Genomic DNA, 19,592 nt, shown 5'->3' with positions numbered 1-19,592 from the left:
ATTACTCTCCCCTACTGCTTGGCAATATCCGCCGAGCAGCCGTCCGCCACGTCGTAGCTCAGTGGCTCTCCGCCAGCGACGACTTCGAAAGCGGTGGCAAGAACTTCCCGGGCGATGAGGTCAGCGTGGCGGTTTGCCCACTCTTCACGCTCGGACGGGACCTGCAGCTTCACCGAGATACGGTCGGTGACCTCGAGGCCAGCGTTCTTGCGGGCGTCCTGGAGACCGCGGATACGGTCAGCAGCCCAGCCACGGGACTCCAGGTCCTCGTCGAGCTCGGTGTCAAGCACGACCAGGCCATTGACGCCGTCGACCTCAGCGGTGGAATCCGGCGAGATCGCGACCAGATTGCGGGTGTACTCGCCCTCCTGCAGCGGAATACCATCGGCGACAACGGCGCCGTCGACAACCTCGTAGTTGCCGGACTTCACAGCCTTAATGACCTTCTGAACGTCCTTGCCCAGGCGTGGACCGGCCACGCGAGCGTTGACGGAGACCTCGAAACGTCCCACCGAGTCCACGTCGGAGGTGAACTCCACCTTGTCGACGTTGACCTCGGAGGAAACGATGTCGGCGTAATCACGCAGACGTTCGGCATCCGGGAATGCCAGGGTTAGCTTCTTCAGCGGCAGGCGGTTTCGCAGCTGGTTGGCCTTGCGGATGCGCGATGTTGCCGAGCAGACATTGCGGACAATGTCCATGGACTCAACGAGTTCGTCATCGGTCGGCAGCTTGTCGACGTCCGGCCAATCCTCCAGGTGCACCGAGCGGCCGCCAGTGAGCGAGCGCCAGATGACCTCGGTGGCCATCGGCAGCAGCGGAGCAGCCACGCGGGTGAGAACCTCCAGCACCGTGTATAGGGTGTTGAATGCCTCTGGGTGCTTGACATCGCCGGCCCAGAAGCGGTCGCGGGAGCGGCGCACGTACCAGTTGGTCAGTGCGTCACAGAACTGACGGACCTCATCGGTGGCAGCAGCAATGTCGGTGTTGTCCAGGCACTCAGTGACAGCACGGACAGTTGCTGCAAGCTTGGCCAGGATGTACTTGTCCAGGATGTTGTCGGAGTCCACCGACCACTCGGCCGGCTTGGAGGCGTAGAGCTGCAGGAACGAGTATGCGTTCCACATTGGCAGAAGCGCCTGGCGCACGCCCTCGCGAATACCCTGCTCGGTGACGATCAGATTGCCACCGCGCAGAATCGGGCTGGACATGAGAAACCAGCGCATGGCGTCGGAGCCGTCGCGGTCGAAGACCTCGTTGACATCCGGGTAGTTGCGCTTGGACTTACTCATCTTGTTGCCGTCATCACCCAGCACGATGCCGTGGGCGACGACCTTCTTGAACGCCGGGCGGTCAAACAGTGCAACCGACAGGACGTGAAGCAGGTAGAACCAGCCGCGGGACTGGCCGATGTACTCCACAATGAAGTCGGCCGGTGCGTGGGACTCGAACCACTCCTTGTTCTCGAACGGGTAGTGGAACTGCGCAAACGGCATGGAACCGGAGTCGAACCAGACATCCAGGACGTCCGGGACGCGGCGCATCATGGACTTGCCGGTCGGGTCGTCCGGGTTCGGGCGCACCAGTTCGTCAATCTCCGGGCGGTGCAGTGTGGTCGGGCGAACGCCGAAGTCCGCCTCCAGCTCATCGAGGGAACCGTAGACGTCGACACGCGGGTACTCGTCGTTGTCGGAAACCCACACCGGAATAGGCGAACCCCAGTAGCGGGTACGGGAGATATTCCAGTCACGTGCCCCCTCGAGCCACTTGCCGAACTGACCGTCGCGCACGTGCTCCGGCATCCACTCAATCTCGTTGTGGTTGAGCTCCACCATGCGCTCGCGGATCTTGGTAACGGACACGAACCAGCTTGGCAGTGCCATGTAGATTAGCGGCTCGCCCGAACGCCAGGAGTGCGGGTAGGAGTGCTCGATGGTGCGGTGCTGGACGACGCGGCCAGCGGCCTTCAGGTCACGGATGATGTCCTTGTTAGCGTCGAAGACCAACTTGCCCTGGTACTCCGGCACCTGGGAAGTGAACTTACCGTCCATGTCCACCGGAATGATGACATCGATGCCGTATTCATTACAGGTGTTCATATCGTCTTCACCGAATGCCGGTGCCTGATGGACCACACCAGTACCGTCCTCGGTGGTGACATAGTCGGCCACCATAATCTGGAAGGCGTTCGGGTGATCTGCGAAGTACTCGAAGATCGGCTGGTAGGTCAGACCTTCCAGGTCAGCACCAGCGAACGTAGCCACGACCTCGTGTTCCTTGCCCAATTCCTTGGCATAGGCACCAATCAGCGCCTCTGCCAGCAGGAAGGTCTTACCTGCAAACTCCGGCACGGAGGAATCCCCTCCGACCTTAACTACGGCATAGGTGACCTTCGGGTTCACGGCCAGGCCAAGGTTGGACGGCAGCGTCCACGGCGTGGTGGTCCAAGCGATAGCCGCAGTGTCAGCGAGCACCGGGTTGTCCGCCAGAGTCTTCTCCGCTGCAGAGCCGGCCTTGGCGCCGGTGAACGGGAAGGTCACGGTCAGGGTCGGGTCCTGCCGCATCTTGTAGGAGTCATCCAGGCGGGTCTCCTGGTTGGATAGCGGGGTGTGCTCTGCCCAGGAGTACGGCAGCACGCGGAACCCCTGGTAGACCAGGCCCTTGTTATAGAGCTCCTTGAAGGCCCAGATCACGGACTCCATGTAACTCATGTCCATGGTCTTGTATCCGCCGTCAAAGTCAACCCAACGAGCTTGACGAGTGACATATTCCTTCCACTCGCCCGCATACCGTAGCACCGACTCGGCGCAGTACTTGTTGAAGTTAGCCAGACCCATTTCCTCAATCTGGCCCTTGTCCTTAATACCGAGCTGCTTCTCTGCCTCCAGCTCAGCCGGCAGACCATGGCAGTCCCAGCCAAAGACACGGCCAACCTGGTAACCACGCATGGTCTTGTAACGCGGAACGATGTCCTTGACGTAACCGGTCAGCAGGTGACCGTAGTGCGGTAGACCGTTGGCAAACGGCGGGCCATCATAAAAGACGTATTCGTCCGCCCCATCGCGCTGATCAATAGAGGCCTGGAAAGTGCTGTCCTTACCCCAGTACTCCAGAACCTTTTCCTCCAGCTCCGGGAACTTCGGGCTCGACGTGTACTTACCAAAGTCAGCAGTGCGCGGATACGCGCCGCCTGCCGGAGTGGCCTCAGCAGAGGCATTTACATCGTTCGAATTAGACACCGTTTTTACGTCACTTCCGTGGTCGAACATCATTAATACTCACCACGGGGACGCGTGCCTAGCCCCTTCAGCGTTGTTACTGGTGACACTGAAAAGGAGTCTCGCGCGGTACCACCCCGCTTGGCATCACGCTTTACGACGGTTCTTGCGAACAAGAACCATGCGGTTTCACGCGATAGCCCGCTTATTTAATACGGCTTTGTAACGGTGCCAAACCGTTCGGTTCTACTGGGCCCATTTATTGCTGGACTGTTCTTCCGAAACGCTCCCCGGTGATGGCCGGCTCATTGCGTGTATGGGTGTCAGTATAGCAGTGTCTCAGGCAACTACTACAACCCTGACCGAAACAAAGAATGCGCTTGGGTCGCAGGGAAAGATAACAAAAACCACCGCGCTCTGCCTCCCCTTCCTGGGGAGCCGAGCGTGGTGGTTTTCTACGTATTGGCTACGTAATTAGTTGTTGTAGCCGTCGGCCGGGGCAGCCGACTCGCGAGAGTTCAGGTCGTCCAGCTGAGACTCCAGGAAGGTCTTCAGGCGGGTGCGATACTCGCGCTCGAAGATGTGCAGTTCCTCGATGCGACCCTCCAGAGCGGTCTGCTGCTCCTTGACGGTGGTCATAATCTCGTGGTGCTTGCGCTCTGCATCCTCCTGCAGCGCGGTTGCCTTCTGCTGCGCTGCGGTGATGGTGGCGTTGGAACGAGCGTCTGCGTCGCTAATCATTTGCTCGCTGCGCTGGCGAGCGTCGGTGAGGGTCGACTCAGACTCGTTGCGGGCATCAGCCAGCAACTGCTCACTGCGCTCCTTGGCATCAGCCAAAGTTGCGTCTGCCTCGTTGCGAGCGTTGGTGACAGTGCGCTCGGCCTCTTCATTGGCCTCTGCCACGGTGCGGTCAGCGTTCTCACGAGCCTCGGTGACAAGCTTGTTCGCCTCAGCGTCGGCGTCAGTGGTGACGCGATCGGCGGTGTCCTGAGCAGCCTGCAGGATACGAGCAGCACGGAGGCTAACTTCCTGCGACTCAGTGCCGGTGCTTGCTGCAACTGTCTGCGGCTGCGCCGCAGATGCGGAGGAAGCCTGCTGTGCAGAAGCCTCTGCCTCAGAAGCACGCTTCTCAAGAGCATCCAGACGATCCTGGTAGCGAGCCTCAATCTCCTGCTGCTGAGCGTTCAGTCGCTCGTTGTACTCAGCGCGCAGCTCCTGCTCAATTTCCTTGCGCAGCTTGTCTTCATCGACAGCCGGCGTCGCAGCGGCAGCACCGGAAGCGGCGTAGTCTGCGCCGCCACCCTGCTCTAGCTGACCTTCAAGGTCCTCAACGCGCTGGCGCAGCTCAGCGTTTTCATCCTGGAGCTCACCCAGTGCGTCCTCCACGAGGTCGAGGAACTGGTCGACCTCATCCTCGTTGTAACCACGCTTGCCAATCGGAGGCTTGCTGAAAGCCACATTATGCACATCAGCCGGAGTCAACGGCATGGTGAGTTCCCCTAACACTTTGAGCGGACAGTTCTTAAGAAATCTTAAGAGAATTATTTCCAGTAGTACTGTTTACCCGGCCAATCCTACCTGCTCTAGTCACAGTCCTCACCCCATTTATTTTGGGCAGGACTCTATCTCCCACGTTCTAACCAGTGGCAAAGTTCTAGTAAAACGTTAAACCTCGCCCTTACCCTGCACCTTTAGCCACAGAGCTTTACCCCCGACACAACAAAAACCCGTTGGGGATTACATTCCCCTACGGGTTCCTATTATTGCCCCCGATTAACACCCCCGGCAGCAATTCAATGCCCGAGAACATCACATTCGGGACAGTCAAAACAACACAGCTCCACCGAAATCCACATTGTGGACCCCAAGCAAACAGTTAGCGATATTTACGCCACCGCACCGAGAGCTACCTGCAGCACCATTCGCAGAATCATAAGGATGAAGAACAAAACAAGCACAGACATGTCCACCATCACGTTGCCCATCGGCATAGGCGGGATGAGTCGGCGCAACAGCTTCACCGGCGGGTCGGTGATGACAAAAACAATTTCGCCAATCGACGAAAACACCCTGCCCGGTCGCCAGGATCGAGAAAATGACTGAATCATTTCAATCACGATGCGAGCCAACAGCAGATAGGTGAAAAGCTTCAGCAGGATTAGCAGAACTAGCAGTAGTGAAGACACGAATAAACAGTCTAGCTAATTAATCGAAATACGAAATACTAACAAGTCATGCGAGCCGGCTGACTAGCCGGACATCCGGTCGAACTGCCCCTCGTTGACATCGCAGCCGTGCGGGTACAGGGTAAACACGGAGCCGTCAGCCTTGATCCGGCCGCGCAGACCGAAAACCAGTCCAGCAACGAAGTCGACGTAGCGCTTAGCCTCAGATGGGTCGAGCTCACTCAGATCGAAGGTGACGATGTCACCGTCGCGGAAGTGTGAACCGATGTCCGGAGCCTTGGAGTACTTGTCCTGGAAACCACTTTCCGGCTTGATAAAGACCTGCTCTGGTTCCTTGGTCTCAGCAACGGAGTGCAGGTTGCCGTAGCGGTAGTCCTCCTCGCGGGAGTTCACACTTGCAGCCTCACCTGGAGCCTCTTCGCGCAGCTCGTAGCGGTGGCGCTCCGCACGACGCGAGTCGGCATAGGAGTCATCAAAACGCTCCTCGTCACGGCGGTCAAACTCGTCGTAGTGCTCGTCGTAAGCCGCGTCATCAGTCGGGGTAAGACCGAAGAAATTTGAAACCCCACGGAAGAAATCAGCCATCTTCTGCTACGTCCTTCTTAGTGTGCGAATTTAAGTCTGTGCTACCCACAACCTACCGGCTGGGTCAGCAATATCGCATAGACACGCGCAAATTTGGTGAGCCAAAATTACAACTTTGAAACTTAGTCCTGCTCAGGCAGGATCACGATGCCCGCCTGACGGCCAGTTTTTCCCTCCCGCCGGTAGGAAAAGTACTGCTCATTGTCAATAGTGCAGCTGGGCTCGACGTTGAGATGCCGCACGCCGAGGTCATAGAGCTGACGCAACAGGCCGGCGCGCACGTCGACACCGGCAGTCCCCTGCTTCGTTCGCGTCTTCGCTCCGGGCAAGTGCTTATCGACGTCATCGGCCATCGACTCAGGCACCTCGTAATTGTGCCCAGAAGCCGCCGCACCGAGAAGCGCATGGATATTCTCGGGCGTGGCACCGAGCTCAATCATCTTTTCGACAGATTTACGAACGATTCCGTTGCGGGCACCGGTCCGCCCCGCGTGTACCGCAGCGGCGACACCCGCATGATCGTCGGAAAGCAAGACGGGAACGCAATCGGCAACGAGCACTACCAGCGCGAGACCCGGCGTGGTCGTGACGATGGCGTCAGTAGCCGGGACAGGCTCAGTTTGTGGTTCGTTGACGACGGTGACCGTGTTGGTGTGAAGCTGCTCCATATAGACGAAGCGGGCGCGGTCGATTCCCAGAGAATCGGCCAAGCGCTGGCGGTTGCGTTCGACTGCGGACGGGTCATCGCCGACATGATCTCCAAGATTGAAAGAATCATATGGTGGCAGCGAAAACCCGCCGCGCCGATTCGTCAGAATTTTTCGGCTGCGGCGGGATTCAGTCATGATTTCTTAGAAGCCCCACTCCGGCAGGTCACTGGAGGCCTGGTAGCCACCACGACGATCATCGCGGTCATCGCGATCCTTGTAACGGTGAGCACCACGGTAGTTGCGGTTTTCCTGCGTACGCGGTGTCGGGTTGTCGGTGAACAGACCACCGCTGTTCGGATTGGTGCGCGGGACAAAGCGGTCGCGGTCCTCACGCTCGCGCGGCTGTGCGACCGGACGCTCTTCCTCCGCACGCGGAGCCGGAGTGCCGAGGTTGTCACCGCCCGGCAGTGCGCTGCCCTGGCGCGGCGCCTGCTCAGCGGCCGGACGCGCCTCGACATCCTGTGCAGCCGGTCGTGCAGCGGCACCTGCGGCTGGCTTGTCCAGCGGGTTGCCGTTACCCTGCTCAAAACCGGTAGCAATCACAGTGACGCGAACTTCGTCACCGAGGTTGTCGTCGATGATGGTACCGAAGATGATGTTGGCATCCGGGTCAGCCTTTTCCTCCACGATGGACGCGGCGGCGTTGACCTCCATCAGACCGAGGTCGGAGCCACCGGCGACGGAAATAAGCACACCCTGTGCACCATCCATGGTGGACTCCAGCAGCGGGGAGTTAATGGCCTGAGTAGCGGCGTTCATCACACGGTCATCGCCACGTGCGGAGCCAACGCCCATCAGAGCCGAGCCAGCCTCCGCCATTACCGAGCGGACGTCGGCGAAGTCGACGTTAATCATGCCCGGAATGGTAATCAGGTCAGTAATACCCTGGACACCGTTGTACAGAATCTCGTCGGCAAAGCGGAACGCGTCCATCATGGACAAATCCTGCTCACCAATCTGCAGCAGACGCTGGTTCGGAATGGTGATAAGGGTGTCACAGACCTCCTTGAGGGTTTCAATGCCCTCAGCGGCCTGGCGCGCACGGCGCTTGCCCTCGAAGTCGAACGGCTTGGTTACTACGCCGACGGTCAGGGCGCCGGACTTCTTGGCGATGCTCGCGACAACCGGAGCTGCACCAGTACCGGTGCCACCGCCCTCACCTGCGGTAACGAAGACCATATCGGCGCCCTTGAGGGTCTCTTCAATCTCATCCTTGTGGTCTTCCGCAGAAGTGCGGCCAACCTCGGGGTTAGCGCCAGCTCCCAGACCACGAGTTGCCTCACGCCCGATGTCGAGCTTGACATCAGCGTCGGAGAACATCAGGGCCTGCGAGTCGGTGTTGACTGCGATAAATTCGACACCCTTCAGCCCCTCCTCGATCATGCGGTTGACAGCATTGACGCCACCGCCGCCGACACCGACGACTTTGATAACGGCGAGGTAGTTATTCGGGGAGGTCATTGCGCGTTTCTCGCCCTTTCCTATAGGTCCTAAATAATTTCATCTAGCCACGTTGCACATGGGCCGCACGACAGCATTGGCACCGCCGGGCAGTACAGCTCTCCATGACACCGCACGGAAGAAGTGCATCATGGCCGAAAAGCTGTTGACCCCATTGTGGTCGAAAACTGCAAATAATTCAGCGACCTTTTAGCGCGTGTCGCTACCTTAAACCTGCACTTGAGGGATAGTGTTTAGCCACAGAAATCACTCCAGACACCACCATTCTCTACTCTCCCTTTGCAGCGGGTAGTCGGGGGTTGGAGACATTCCAAATCTTCTCGCCACGGTTCAGGACAATCTCCGTCGCACGCGCTTTTTCTGCCGCATTATCCGAGGACCCGAAGTACACCTCGTATCCATCGGTCAGAAATAGCTTGATTTCTGCCTCGGAAGGCGCGCTAATCCGCTCCACACGGTGTGCGACGGGCTCCGGCAACGCCTTGACGACGTTCAAAACCGCCTTGATAACGCGCGGTTCGGGGTCAACTTTGCCGTCTGTTGGCTCATCCACGCGAGGTGCATCAACAACTTCGATGACACCCGGAGGCGGGGCTGCCGTGACGAACTCCTGCCCATTTGCGGAAAACAGATGCTCTCCGTCAGTGGCACGGACAAACACCACTGGGGTGAATTCCCGTACCGAAATAGTCACGCCCTGCGGCCATGAACGACTGACGGTCACGCTATCGACCCACGGCTGCCCCGCCACGGAGCGCGCTGAGGCATCCGTGTCCAAGCGAATGAGCTTTTGATTCTCGGAGATACCACTGGCGTCGACAATCGCGTCTTTATCACCGTGGACGACGCCTTCAACATCAATGTTTTTCACAACCAGCCACGGCGAAAACCACACCACCGCTGCAACGATGGCGATAATCGCGACCAGGCCACCGCCGATGAGCCAGCCGCGTCGCGGGGCGCGCGCTGAACGCTGTCGCCGCGACACGGCTGTGCCCTGGTCTGCACCGTCGGTCTGCTGAGATTGCTTTCGGCTGGTTTTCACAGTGCTACGACTCCACCTGTTCGTCGTTGTCTCCGCTGAGCTCGCGCACGATTTCGTCGGCAAGCATCGTCACAGAGCCAGCACCGATGGTCAAGATGACATCGTGCGGTTCGGCGATTTCGCGGACGCGAGCCGGGACGCTGGTGAAATGCGGCTCATACGTCACAGGGATGGTCATTTTGTTGGCGATGAGCGCACCGTCGACGCCCGGCAGTGGCTCCTCGCGGGCACCGAAGACATCGAGCAAAACAGCCTTGTCCGCCAGCGACAGGGCTGCAGCGAACTCGTCGGCAAAGTTGCGAGTACGCGAGTACAAGTGCGGCTGGAAAACAGCGATGACATTGCCACGACCGGCCTCGGTGACCAATTCCCGAGCTGCGCCGAGAACTGCGGAGACCTCGGTCGGGTGATGCGCGTAGTCGTCGTAGATACGAGCGCCAACAAATGGCCCCTCGCCGATACTGCCGTGATAGTCGAAGCGACGACGGACACCGGTGAATTCACCAAGACCGCGCGCCATACGCCCCAGATCTGCCCCGACGCAGTCGCCACCAACCATTGCGGCCAGCGCGTTGAGCGCCATGTGACGGCCGGGCTGATGCAGTTCAAACCTCACCGATGTCGAGCCAACGGTGGCCTCCACACGGGCGCCACCACCGACGGGAGTCCAGCCGTGCAAAACGGCACCAACCGGCAGCGTCGGGTGTTTAGCCAAGGCTTCTTCCCCACCATAAGCCAGCACGTTAATGCCGCGTTCCACCGCGCGCTCGCCCAATGCGGCCGCATGCGGATCCTCAGCACAGACGACCAGATGACCGCTGTCTTTAATGCGCTCTGCAAAAGCGTCAAAGACGGCGTAGTAGGTCTCGTCGTCCCCGAAAAAGTCAAGGTGATCGGGCTCGATGTTGGTAATTACGGCCACTTCCGGCTGGTAAGTCAACAACGAGGCATCCGACTCATCGGCCTCAGCAACAAAGACGTCACCACTGCCCTGGTGAGCATTGACGCCGGCCTTGCTCATTAGACCGCCAACAGCAAAAGACGGATCCAAACCAGCTGCCTGCAAAGCGGCGACGGTCATCGACGTAGTAGAGGTTTTGCCGTGAGTACCGGCAATCAGAAGGGCCCTGGAGTCCTGCATCAACAGCGCTAGCACATCGGAACGCTTGAGCACCGGAATGTCCAGCCCATGTGCACCGGCCAGCTCCGGATTCGTCTTCGGAATAGCTGCGAAGGAAATGACCACTGCCTCCGGGAACTCTCCCTCACCGGCCAGCTCGAGATTCGCACGGTCATGGCCAATGGCGATGGTGGCTCCCATCGCACGCAGTCCCACCACCGCGCGGGACTCCTTGACATCGGAACCGGTAACACGAATGCCACGCGCCAACAGGATGCGAGCGATACCGGACATGCCGGCACCGCCAATGCCAATCATGTGGACACTTGCGGGCAGCTCTCCCGTTACCGGCTGAAAGCCATCGAAATTAACGTTCATGTTTATGCTCGCTTTACTTCTTAGAGTTCACAGCCGCAGACAGCACCCGACGGGCGATGTTCTCCGCAGCGTTACCATGTCCGATATTGGCCAGGGCGCGGCGCCCGTCGGCAAGCTTTTCAGGGGACGTGACCAGCGGAATTACGATATCCGAAACTGATGCCGCAGTCAGCGACTCGTCGGCGATGAGAATGCCGCCGCCAGCATCGATGACATCGGTGGCGTTGAGTGCCTGTTCCCCATTTCCGTGTGGCAGCGGTACATACACCGCAGGCAGGCCGACAGCTGAGACTTCAGCTACCGTCATCGCACCGGAACGGCACAAAATCAGGTCAGCGGCGGAGTACGCCAGATCCATCCGGTCGATGTACGGGACAGCGACATAGGGGGCGTCCTCGCGGATGGACTCGACCTCGACGTGATTCTTCTTTCCGTAGGCATGCAGTACGGATACACCGGCCTGGGCGAGCTCTGCGGCTGCACCGCTGACAGCTTCGTTGATGGAACGCGCCCCCTGCGAACCACCGGTGACAAAGAGCACCGGTCCCTCCTGCGGTAAACCGAAGAACTCGCGGGCTTCGGCACGCTTGGCGTCGCGGTCCAGCGCCGCGAGGCTGGCACGCACGGGATTGCCGACGACCTCGGCCTTCAGACCTGAACCGGTCACAGCGGCCAGGCCGACGCCGCCGAGTGCGACACCGAGCTTATTGGCCAGACCCGCACGGGCGTTGGCCTCGTGAACCAGGAACGGAATCTTCTTCCCCGCACGACACGCCATGTAGGCAGGTGCCGATACGTAGCCGCCAAAACCGATGACCGCATCAGCGTCAATACGCTTGAAAACCTTGCGGGTCTCACGCACCGCGCGAGCGACGTTGAGAGGCAGCTTGAACAAATCCGCAGTCGGCTTGCGCGGCACCGGCACTGGCGGAATCAGTTCCAGGTCATAGCCTCGCGCCGGTACGAGGGTCGACTCCAACCCCCGATTCGTACCGAGTGCAATGACGCGGGCCTCCGGCTGCAGGTTCAAAATCGCATCCGCCACTGCCAGTGCGGGTTCGATATGGCCAGCCGTACCACCGCCGGCCACCACAATGGTCGGAGCAGAGCCATCTTCCTTGAGAAACTGCTCAGACTCCGAAGCGCCTTTCGCCCCAGCGGCTGCGCCCAGATTCTTGTCTGCCATGGTGTTATCGATTCCTCCTCCGCGGTGCTGAACCGCCATTCCTATTGTTTCGGCCCGGGCGCTGGCGCGAACGCGACTGTCCGCCACGGCCTTCGCCCCGAATCCTACTGCCCCGACCTGAGCTTGACGACGACCAGGAGCCCTGTGACCGTCCAGCCCGCGGCGACCTCGCTGTAAATCCCCAAGCCCGTCCGTTGTCACTACGAGAGGAATAATCCACTTCGCGGCCACGAACGCTGCCCGAGTTTCCGGAGCTGCCGGAGGTTCGGGAGCCACGCTGCGGAGCTGCACCTCGACCACTGCGGCTGCCTCCACTACGGCCGGCCCGATTGAATCGGTCAGCTCGACCGCTGTAGGTTTCCCGCACCTGCGCCCCCTCGCCGCGTGGAGTACGCGCACCACTGGTCACCACGGGAGGGCCGAAGCGTTGCGGATCGCGATGGGCACGCACCTTCGGCGCGTGGCGACGCGATTCGTCATACGGAATCGGCTCCGGAATACCCAGGAACCTATCCAGCGCCGGACGGCCCGAAGTCTGCATTGCAGAGACTGCTTCCGATTCGTGGCGGGCACATGTGGCCAGCAGCCCCATCGAGAACAACGTCACCATCGCCGATGTACCACCGGCGGAAATCAGCGGCAGCTGCAGACCAGTCACTGGCAACGCACCAACGACGTAGCCAATGTTGATGAAAGCCTGCACCACGGTTGCAGCAGTAATCGTGCCCGCGAGCAAACGGAGAAACGGATCGTTCTGGCGACCGGCGATACGAAGTCCCACCCAGCCGAGCGCTGCATAGAGCAAAATAACCATCAGCGCGCCGAGGAAACCAGTCTCCTCACCGATAATGGCAAAAATGAAGTCATTCTTCGCCTCCGGTAGGTATCCCCACTTCGCGCTCGACTGACCGAGGCCGACACCGGTGAGAGATCCGTCGGCAAGCGAAAGAAAGCCCTGGTAGGACTGGTAGGCATCGCCCTGCACGTCGTTGAAGTTACCGAGCAGCGAGTCCAAGTAGACCCTGATTCGCGCCGAACGGAAACCCGCGGTGACGGTGAAAATCACCATGGCAAAAGCCGCTGCAGCAAGAAGCCCGGTGATAAAGACTCGCGGCAAGCCAGCAAACCACGCCAACGCCACCACGACGAACGCCATGGAAGCAACCATGCCGAGGTCACGCTGTAGCATCACCAGTGCCAATATCACGAAGCTGACCGCGCCAAACAGCCCAAACAAATCGGTGTAGGACACAGCAGTGCGGACCTTCTCAGCCAGTAGCTTCGAGCCCCACAATGCCAGCGCAATTTTCGCGATTTCTGATGGCTGCATGGTGATACCACCAATACTCAGCCACGAACGCGCACCGGTTTCCTCCAGGCCAATGCCGATGCCAGGAATAATCACCAAAACCAGAAGCACAAAGGACAGAATCAGCGCTGCCGTCGATAGCGAGCGAATCAGCTCCACCCGCATTCGCAGCACGATCCACATGGAGATGAGACCCGCCACCACCATGACCAGCTGGCGGATAAACACCGACCACACGCTGCCCGAGTCGTTACCCGCGCTGGCCATGGATGCCGACAGCACCATCACCAGGCCGATAGACGTCAGCAGTGCGACGATAATCATCAGCAGGTGGTAGTCGAACAGCGGGCGCGACTTCCAGTCGTTAAAACGCTCCACCCACGCCGGCCGCTCTCGAGCACTAGTGCTTGACGACGAGGGCTGTTGTGACTTGGTAGCCTTCGTCCCCTTTTGTGCTGTCGCGGCGCTAGCGCTTAAATTACGAGCCTTGCGGGAGTTATCCATCAGTTGATGTCACCTTCTGCGCCCATTGCGCGAACAAGTCGCCGCGTTCAGCCATACCGGAGTACATGTCCAAGCTGGCGGCAGCTGGTGCCAATAGCACCACGTCCCCCGGATTGGCATATTCACTAGCTGCCATACAGACCTTCGCCATGGCATCGACCTTGTCGGTGTCATCGATGACAACGACCGGCACAGCAGGTGCGATGCGGGAGAGCGCATCGCTGACTAGTTGCCTATCGACGCCCAGAACCACGGCGGCCTGCAGGCGATGAGCATGCTTTGCCACTAGCGGCGAGATTTCCGCGCCCTTGAGCTGGCCACCGACAATCCAAACAACACGTTCATGGCCGGACAGTGCCGCGTCGGCAGCGTGGGGATTGGTGGCCTTGGAGTCATCAATCCACACGACATCATTTGTCTTATGGACGATCTGACCGCGGTGTGCGCGGACTTCGAAAGTCTCCAGCGCCGCTGCAATTTGCTCCGGTGATGTACCGATACTGCGCGCCATCGCGGTGGCGGCCACCGCATCGAGAACACCTGCCCGGCCGGGAGGAGAAATTCCCGCTACCGGTGCGATGACAATGCCCGGCTCAGAGTCGTCATCTGCGGCATCGCCACCGCCAAAAGCGCGGTCGACAATCATGCCATCGCGAACTCCGACCTGGTGTGCCTCCGGGGGACCATCGGTGAAGCCCACGACGGAGTTGCCGAGCTCATCGTTTTTCAGCATCTTTTCCACGTGCTCGACGACATCGGCGTCATCCGCGCCGTAGATTGCGACAGCACCACGCAGCGCACGGGTCTTGTCCAGACCGTAGTTTTCGTAAGAACCGTGCCAGTCGATGTGGTCTTCCGCCAGGTTCAGCAGTACCCCCGCATCTGGGCGAATATTCGGCGCCCAGTGCAGTTGGAAGCTGGACAGCTCTGCGGCCAACACCTCGATACGAGGCTCAGCGGTCAGTGCATCGTACAGAGCCACGCCAATGTTGCCCACAGCAGCGCCCTGCTCCCCGAGCATGGCGGCCAGCATGGAGGTAGTTGTGGTCTTGCCATTAGTGCCGGTGACTACCAACCAGGTACGTTTCGGCCCCCACAGTTGGGCACAGTCACCAGCGAAAGCCAGCGCCACATCGCCGAATACCGGGACACCGGCCTTAGCGGCTGCGTCGAACAGCGGACTGGTCGGACGCCACCCCGGGGAGGTCACAATCGCAACCGCGTCGGCAAGCTCGTCGCGAGCGTCTGCGGTCGTGACATGCCGAACCGAAAAGTCAGCGGCAACCAGTGCGCCGAGAGCGGAGTCGTCCACGACGACAACTTCCGGACAGCCGATGTCCTTGAGCATCGCAATGGCACCGCGACCGGAAACCCCGGCTCCTGCCACCAGAACTCGACCAGAGCGCACCGTAGCGACTAAGTCGAGGTTTCGGATATCGGTGAGGTTGGTCGGGTCTGGTGAGTTAATCATTGAAATACGCCTACCTGAGAGAGCCAGTCACTGTAGAAGATGGCTGCACCAATCATGTTGAAAATGCCTGCGAGTAGCCAGAAGCGAACGACAACAGTTGTCTCCGCCCAACCTCCGTTTTCGAAGTGGTGATGGAGAGGAGCCATGCGGAATACGCGCTTGCCAGTCGTCTGGAAAACCGCAATCTGGATTGCCACGGAAGCAACTTCCATCACGAAGATGAAGCCAATGATAACCATCAGCAGCTCAGTCTTGGTGACAAATGACAGACCCGCTACCAAACCGCCAAGAGCCAACGAACCGGTATCTCCCATGAAGATCTTTGCCGGCGCTGCATTCCACCACAGGAAGCCCAAGCAGGCGCCCAGACCCGCGACGGAAATAACGGCGATATCCAGTGGATCGCGGACGTCATAGCAGCCGCTACCCAGCGAAGCGTCGCAGGAGTTACGGAACTGCCAGAAGGAAATCAGCGTGTAGGTGGCCAGCAGCAGCGCGGTGGCACCAGCGGCCAGGCCGTCAAGGCCATCAGTGAGATTGACGGCATTTGTCCATGCAGCAATGACGATGAAGACAAATACCAGGAAGACAATCATGCCGAACCACACCGGCCCCGGAGCCAGATTCAGGAACGGAATATCTCGAATCAGCGACAAATTCGTCGTACCCGGAGTCAAGCCTGACGCATCCGGGAACTGCAGCAACAGCACGCCGAAAATCAACGCTGCCGCCAGTTGCCCCACTAGCTTCGCTGTCTTGTTCAACCCCAGGTTGCGGCCTTTGTAGAGTTTGATGAAGTCATCGGCAAAACCCAATGCGCCCATCGCCAAAACCAGGAACATGACCAACAGACCGGAGGCGGACGGCCCCACGCCAGTCTGGATATACGTAACGAGGTGAGAGAGGAAATAGCCAGCGACGATTGCGGCGATGATGGCGATGCCGCCCATGGTCGGAGTTCCCCGCTTGCGCAGGTGGCTCTTTGGCCCTTCTTCACGAATCTCCTGGCCAAGACCTTCAGCAGAGAATTTGCGAATAAGCACTGGTGTTAAAAAGACACTCACCAGGAATGCAATCGCACCACTGAGAATAAGTTGAATCACTTACTTTTCCTCTCCGCTTTCACCTTCGGGCGCAGTTCCAACCTTGGCAGCTAGCGAGTCCGCGACCCGCCACATACCGTCCGCGTAGGAGGCCTTGACTAACACAACATCGTTCGGACGCACCTCAGCCGCCACCAAATCCGCGGCAGCGGATGTATCCGGCACCCTAGAAGTATTTAACCCCAACTCTTCCGCTTTGTCGGCCAAGGCATGCACATTAGAACTCTCTCCGACTGCAATTAGTCGATTGATGCCGCGGCCCACAAGGTACTCGCCCAGTGACGAGTGCTCATTCTCAGCGGAATCGCCAAGCTCCCCCATCTGTCCCAGCACCGCCCACGATGAGGCGTCCTGGTGCGTTGGGCCAGCTGCTGTACAAGCCAGAGCATCAATCCCCGCACGCATCGAATCAGGGTTGGCATTGTAGGAGTCGTTAATAACGACGATATTGCCAGTGAGCTGCTGGACATCCATGCGCCGCTCCGACGCTGCCACATGCGCGGCCATCGCCTTTGCGACTTGCTCAGCATCAATACCGGACTCCGCTGCCACCGCAATCGCCGCCAGGGCATTGGCCACTTGGTGCGCACCATAGACCTGCAGTTGGATCGGGAATGTACGCCCATCCGGTATATGCAGGTCAAAGGACGCACGAGCAAAATCGTCGAGCTGCACATTCGTGGCGCGGTAATCCGCAGTTGCGTGGCGTTCGGAGTTCTCATCGGCAGAGAAGAACACCACCTTCGCCTGGGTACGTGGAGCCATGCCAGTGACGTAGTCATCGTCGGCATTGAGTACGGCCACACCGCCCTGCTCCGCAGCCGGCAGCGCTTCCACGAGCTCGCCCTTAGCCTGCGCGATTGCCTCGCGCGAGCCAAACTCACCAAGGTGCGCCGTACCAACATTGAGCACCGCACCGATCGTCGGTGGTGCGATGCGCGCAAGGTGGGCCACATGCCCAATTCCGCGCGCACTCATCTCCGCAACTAGGTACTTCGTCTCCGGAGTGCACTGCAGCACCGTGTACGGATGCCCAATTTCGTTGTTAAACGACCCCTTCGGAGCCACCGTCGGACCGTCGGTACGAAGCAGCGTCGCCATCATGTCCTTCGTCGACGTCTTTCCCGCCGAACCCGTCACACCGACGACATGCAGCTGATCCTTCTTCAGCTCGTCGACGACGTAACGCGCCAACTTACCAAGCGCTTCCAGCACCGCCGCCCCGGACCCATCCGGATCGTGTGCAAATGCGTCAGCATTGGAGTCCTGCTTACCAAGGGGCTTGACGACGACCGCAGGTTGCCCAACATCTCGTGCCGCCAGTGCCATCGTCGCTCCAGCTGCCATAGCCTGATCGATGAAGTCGTGACCGTCGACCCGCGCGCCCGGCAGGGCTAGGAAGAGCGAGCCTTCGCGGATCTTTCGGGAGTCGAATTCTGCGGGTTGAGTCACTGTGGCGTCATCATCGACGTGGACGAGTTCACCTCCCACGATGTGAGCGATTTCCGCGGCGGTCAGGGCAATCATGATGTCTATAGTCCTTGTTGGTTAGAGTTCCAGGCGCCTAGTAAAGGATGATTTCTTGATTTTATTCGCCTACCGCGAGTGGTTCGCGGTAGGCATGTCAGGTGGTGTGCTTCCTCAGCGATTTCGGCAATCTCAATCAGCGAATCCTTCCAGTCGCTGTGTGAGTGCTTCAGCCAGCTGTTCACGGTCATCGAACGGGTGAATCACGCCACCGATATCCTGGCCGGTTTCGTGCCCTTTGCCTGCCACCACGATGCTGTCGCCGCTGCGGGCAAGCTCGACGACACGGCGAATTGCCTGGCCACGATCGCCGATTTCCTCAACAACCGTGTCAGAACTGGCCTTGCCGCTGGCAACGGCTTCCTTCGCACCAGCGACCACGGCCGCACGGATTTCAGAGGGCACCTCAGAGCGTGGATTGTCATCAGTGATGATGACGACATCGGCACCGCAAGCAGCCTCAGCTCCCATAATTGGACGCTTGGCACTATCGCGGTCGCCACCGGCGCCGACGACAACCAACACGCGACCTTCGGTCTGTGCACGCAATGTGGCCAACACCTCAGCTACTGCGGCTGGCTTGTGGGCATAGTCCACCACAGCCAGGAAGTCCTGTCCGCGATCGATGCGCTCCATCCGACCCGGCACACGTACCTGTGCCAGACCGCTCTTGGCCGCGTCATTGGCATGCCTAACCGCATCGAGCACAGCCCAGGCAACTGTGGCATTGGCAACGTTGAAAGCACCCGGCAGAGGAACTTCCACCTCAACTGTGTGAGTGTTATTTCGCGTTAGCTCCACATGCTGGACACCATTAGTGGTGACGGTCGCTGCAGCGGCGTGCCATTCTGCAAAAACCTCGGCAGCTGGTGTCTTGTCGGTTACGCGATGCTGAGTGTGGACAGTGGTGACTTGGACATCCGGGTCGCCGGCAGCGATATCCGCCATGCGGACACCCCAGTCGTCGTCAATGCACACGACAGCTTTCGGTGCATGCGTCGAACCTGCGGGATCAAAGAGCTTGGCCTTGGCTTGGAAATACTCTTCCAAGGTCTTGTGGAAGTCCAGGTGATCCTGCGAGAGATTGAGGAAACATCCGACGTTGAAACTGACTCCGTCTACACGCCCCAGCGACAGTGCGTGAGAAGAAACCTCCATGACAACATGCGTCACGCCTTCGGAGAGCATCTGGTGGAACAGGCGCTGGAGGGCCGGAGCCTCTGGGGTAGTCAGGCTCGACGGAACGGCACGGCCATTGATGCGCGTGCCGGTAGTACCAATGATGCCTGTCGAGCATCCAGCTGCCAGCAGCGCGCCCTCCAGCATGTAGGTCGTGGTGGTCTTGCCAGAGGTGCCTGTCACCCCAATGATGGTCAGTGAATCCGAGGGGTGATCGTAGATTTCTGCAGCAACGTGCCCCATGACAGCCCGGACATCGTCGACAACCAGGACTGGGCGAGCCTCCCCTGCTTCCCACAGGATTTTCAGACCTTCCTCATCAGTCAGGATCGCTGTAGCAGCCGACTGCTGCGCGTAGCGCGCACCGTGCGTGCGAGTACCTGGGACGGCAGCAAACATTCCGCCTTCAGGTACGTCGGCAGCGTTGAGTTCGATTGCGGCGATATCCGCTCCTGCCGCCGCGGATTCGGTAATGCCGTCAAGTCGGCCATGGGCGAGGTTACACAATTTCGCAAGGGTGGCGGTCATTGGCTGTTCCCTCTTTCAAGTCAGTCGTTGGTGTACAACAGGTTGGAAAAATTCAAGAGATTCACTTTGCAGAAACCAAAGT

At 59.4% G+C, this 19,592-nt stretch carries 14 protein-coding genes; all 14 read right to left on the bottom strand.

Annotated features, from left to right (window positions below):
- Positions 1–11: 11 nt before the first annotated feature.
- A complete protein-coding gene (ileS, locus tag HMPREF2614_RS06835) occupies positions 12–3,272 on the bottom strand; it encodes an isoleucine--tRNA ligase (RefSeq protein ID WP_080972916.1) in 3,261 nt (1,086 codons plus the stop codon).
- A gap of 420 nt (positions 3,273–3,692) precedes the next feature.
- Positions 3,693–4,706, bottom strand: coding sequence for a DivIVA domain-containing protein (locus HMPREF2614_RS06830; RefSeq protein ID WP_049182125.1), 1,014 nt, complete (start codon positions 4,704–4,706; stop codon positions 3,693–3,695).
- Positions 4,707–5,104: 398 nt separating this feature from the next.
- A complete protein-coding gene (locus HMPREF2614_RS06825; RefSeq protein WP_038625790.1) occupies positions 5,105–5,404 on the bottom strand; it encodes a YggT family protein in 300 nt (99 codons plus the stop codon).
- A 63-nt stretch (positions 5,405–5,467) separates the two neighbouring features.
- A complete protein-coding gene (gene sepF / locus HMPREF2614_RS06820) occupies positions 5,468–5,989 on the bottom strand; it encodes a cell division protein SepF (protein ID WP_049182126.1) in 522 nt (173 codons plus the stop codon).
- Positions 5,990–6,111: 122 nt separating this feature from the next.
- Positions 6,112–6,834, bottom strand: coding sequence for a peptidoglycan editing factor PgeF (pgeF, locus tag HMPREF2614_RS06815; RefSeq protein WP_049182127.1), 723 nt, complete (start codon positions 6,832–6,834; stop codon positions 6,112–6,114).
- A 6-nt stretch (positions 6,835–6,840) separates the two neighbouring features.
- Complete coding sequence (ftsZ, locus tag HMPREF2614_RS06810; protein WP_038625796.1) at positions 6,841–8,160, bottom strand: cell division protein FtsZ; 1,320 nt, start codon at positions 8,158–8,160, stop codon at positions 6,841–6,843.
- Positions 8,161–8,428: 268 nt separating this feature from the next.
- The gene (locus HMPREF2614_RS06805; RefSeq protein ID WP_049182129.1) at positions 8,429–9,205 is read right to left on the bottom strand and encodes a cell division protein FtsQ/DivIB; all 777 of its coding nucleotides are present in this window, start codon (positions 9,203–9,205) and stop codon (positions 8,429–8,431) included.
- A gap of 4 nt (positions 9,206–9,209) precedes the next feature.
- Positions 9,210–10,703 (bottom strand): UDP-N-acetylmuramate--L-alanine ligase, encoded by a 1,494-nt coding sequence (gene murC, locus HMPREF2614_RS06800; protein WP_049182131.1) that lies wholly within the window; start codon positions 10,701–10,703, stop codon positions 9,210–9,212.
- Between the two features lie 13 nt (positions 10,704–10,716).
- Positions 10,717–11,889: an undecaprenyldiphospho-muramoylpentapeptide beta-N-acetylglucosaminyltransferase gene (gene murG / locus HMPREF2614_RS06795; RefSeq protein ID WP_049182132.1), complete on the bottom strand. Its 1,173-nt coding sequence runs from the start codon at positions 11,887–11,889 to the stop codon at positions 10,717–10,719.
- Positions 11,890–11,893: 4 nt separating this feature from the next.
- The gene (ftsW, locus tag HMPREF2614_RS06790) at positions 11,894–13,702 is read right to left on the bottom strand and encodes a putative lipid II flippase FtsW (protein WP_049182133.1); all 1,809 of its coding nucleotides are present in this window, start codon (positions 13,700–13,702) and stop codon (positions 11,894–11,896) included.
- Complete coding sequence (gene murD / locus HMPREF2614_RS06785) at positions 13,695–15,173, bottom strand: UDP-N-acetylmuramoyl-L-alanine--D-glutamate ligase (protein ID WP_049182135.1); 1,479 nt, start codon at positions 15,171–15,173, stop codon at positions 13,695–13,697. The genes ftsW and murD overlap by 8 nt, the downstream gene beginning before the upstream one ends.
- Entirely contained in the window at positions 15,170–16,276 is a 1,107-nt protein-coding gene (mraY, locus tag HMPREF2614_RS06780) for a phospho-N-acetylmuramoyl-pentapeptide-transferase (RefSeq protein WP_070432109.1), read from the bottom strand. Before mraY ends, murD begins: the two co-directional genes overlap by 4 nt.
- A complete protein-coding gene (murF, locus tag HMPREF2614_RS06775; protein WP_070560596.1) occupies positions 16,277–17,803 on the bottom strand; it encodes a UDP-N-acetylmuramoyl-tripeptide--D-alanyl-D-alanine ligase in 1,527 nt (508 codons plus the stop codon). It lies immediately after the preceding gene.
- 132 nt (positions 17,804–17,935) lie between these two features.
- A complete protein-coding gene (locus HMPREF2614_RS06770) occupies positions 17,936–19,510 on the bottom strand; it encodes a UDP-N-acetylmuramoyl-L-alanyl-D-glutamate--2,6-diaminopimelate ligase (RefSeq protein WP_070432111.1) in 1,575 nt (524 codons plus the stop codon).
- Positions 19,511–19,592 lie beyond the last annotated feature (82 nt).

It is taken from the genome of Corynebacterium sp. HMSC074C11 (genome assembly GCF_001809455.1).
In the GTDB taxonomy this organism is placed as follows: domain Bacteria; phylum Actinomycetota; class Actinomycetes; order Mycobacteriales; family Mycobacteriaceae; genus Corynebacterium; species Corynebacterium amycolatum.
Note: the sequence above shows the minus strand (reverse complement) of the source record. Positions and strands in the feature narration are given on the sequence as shown.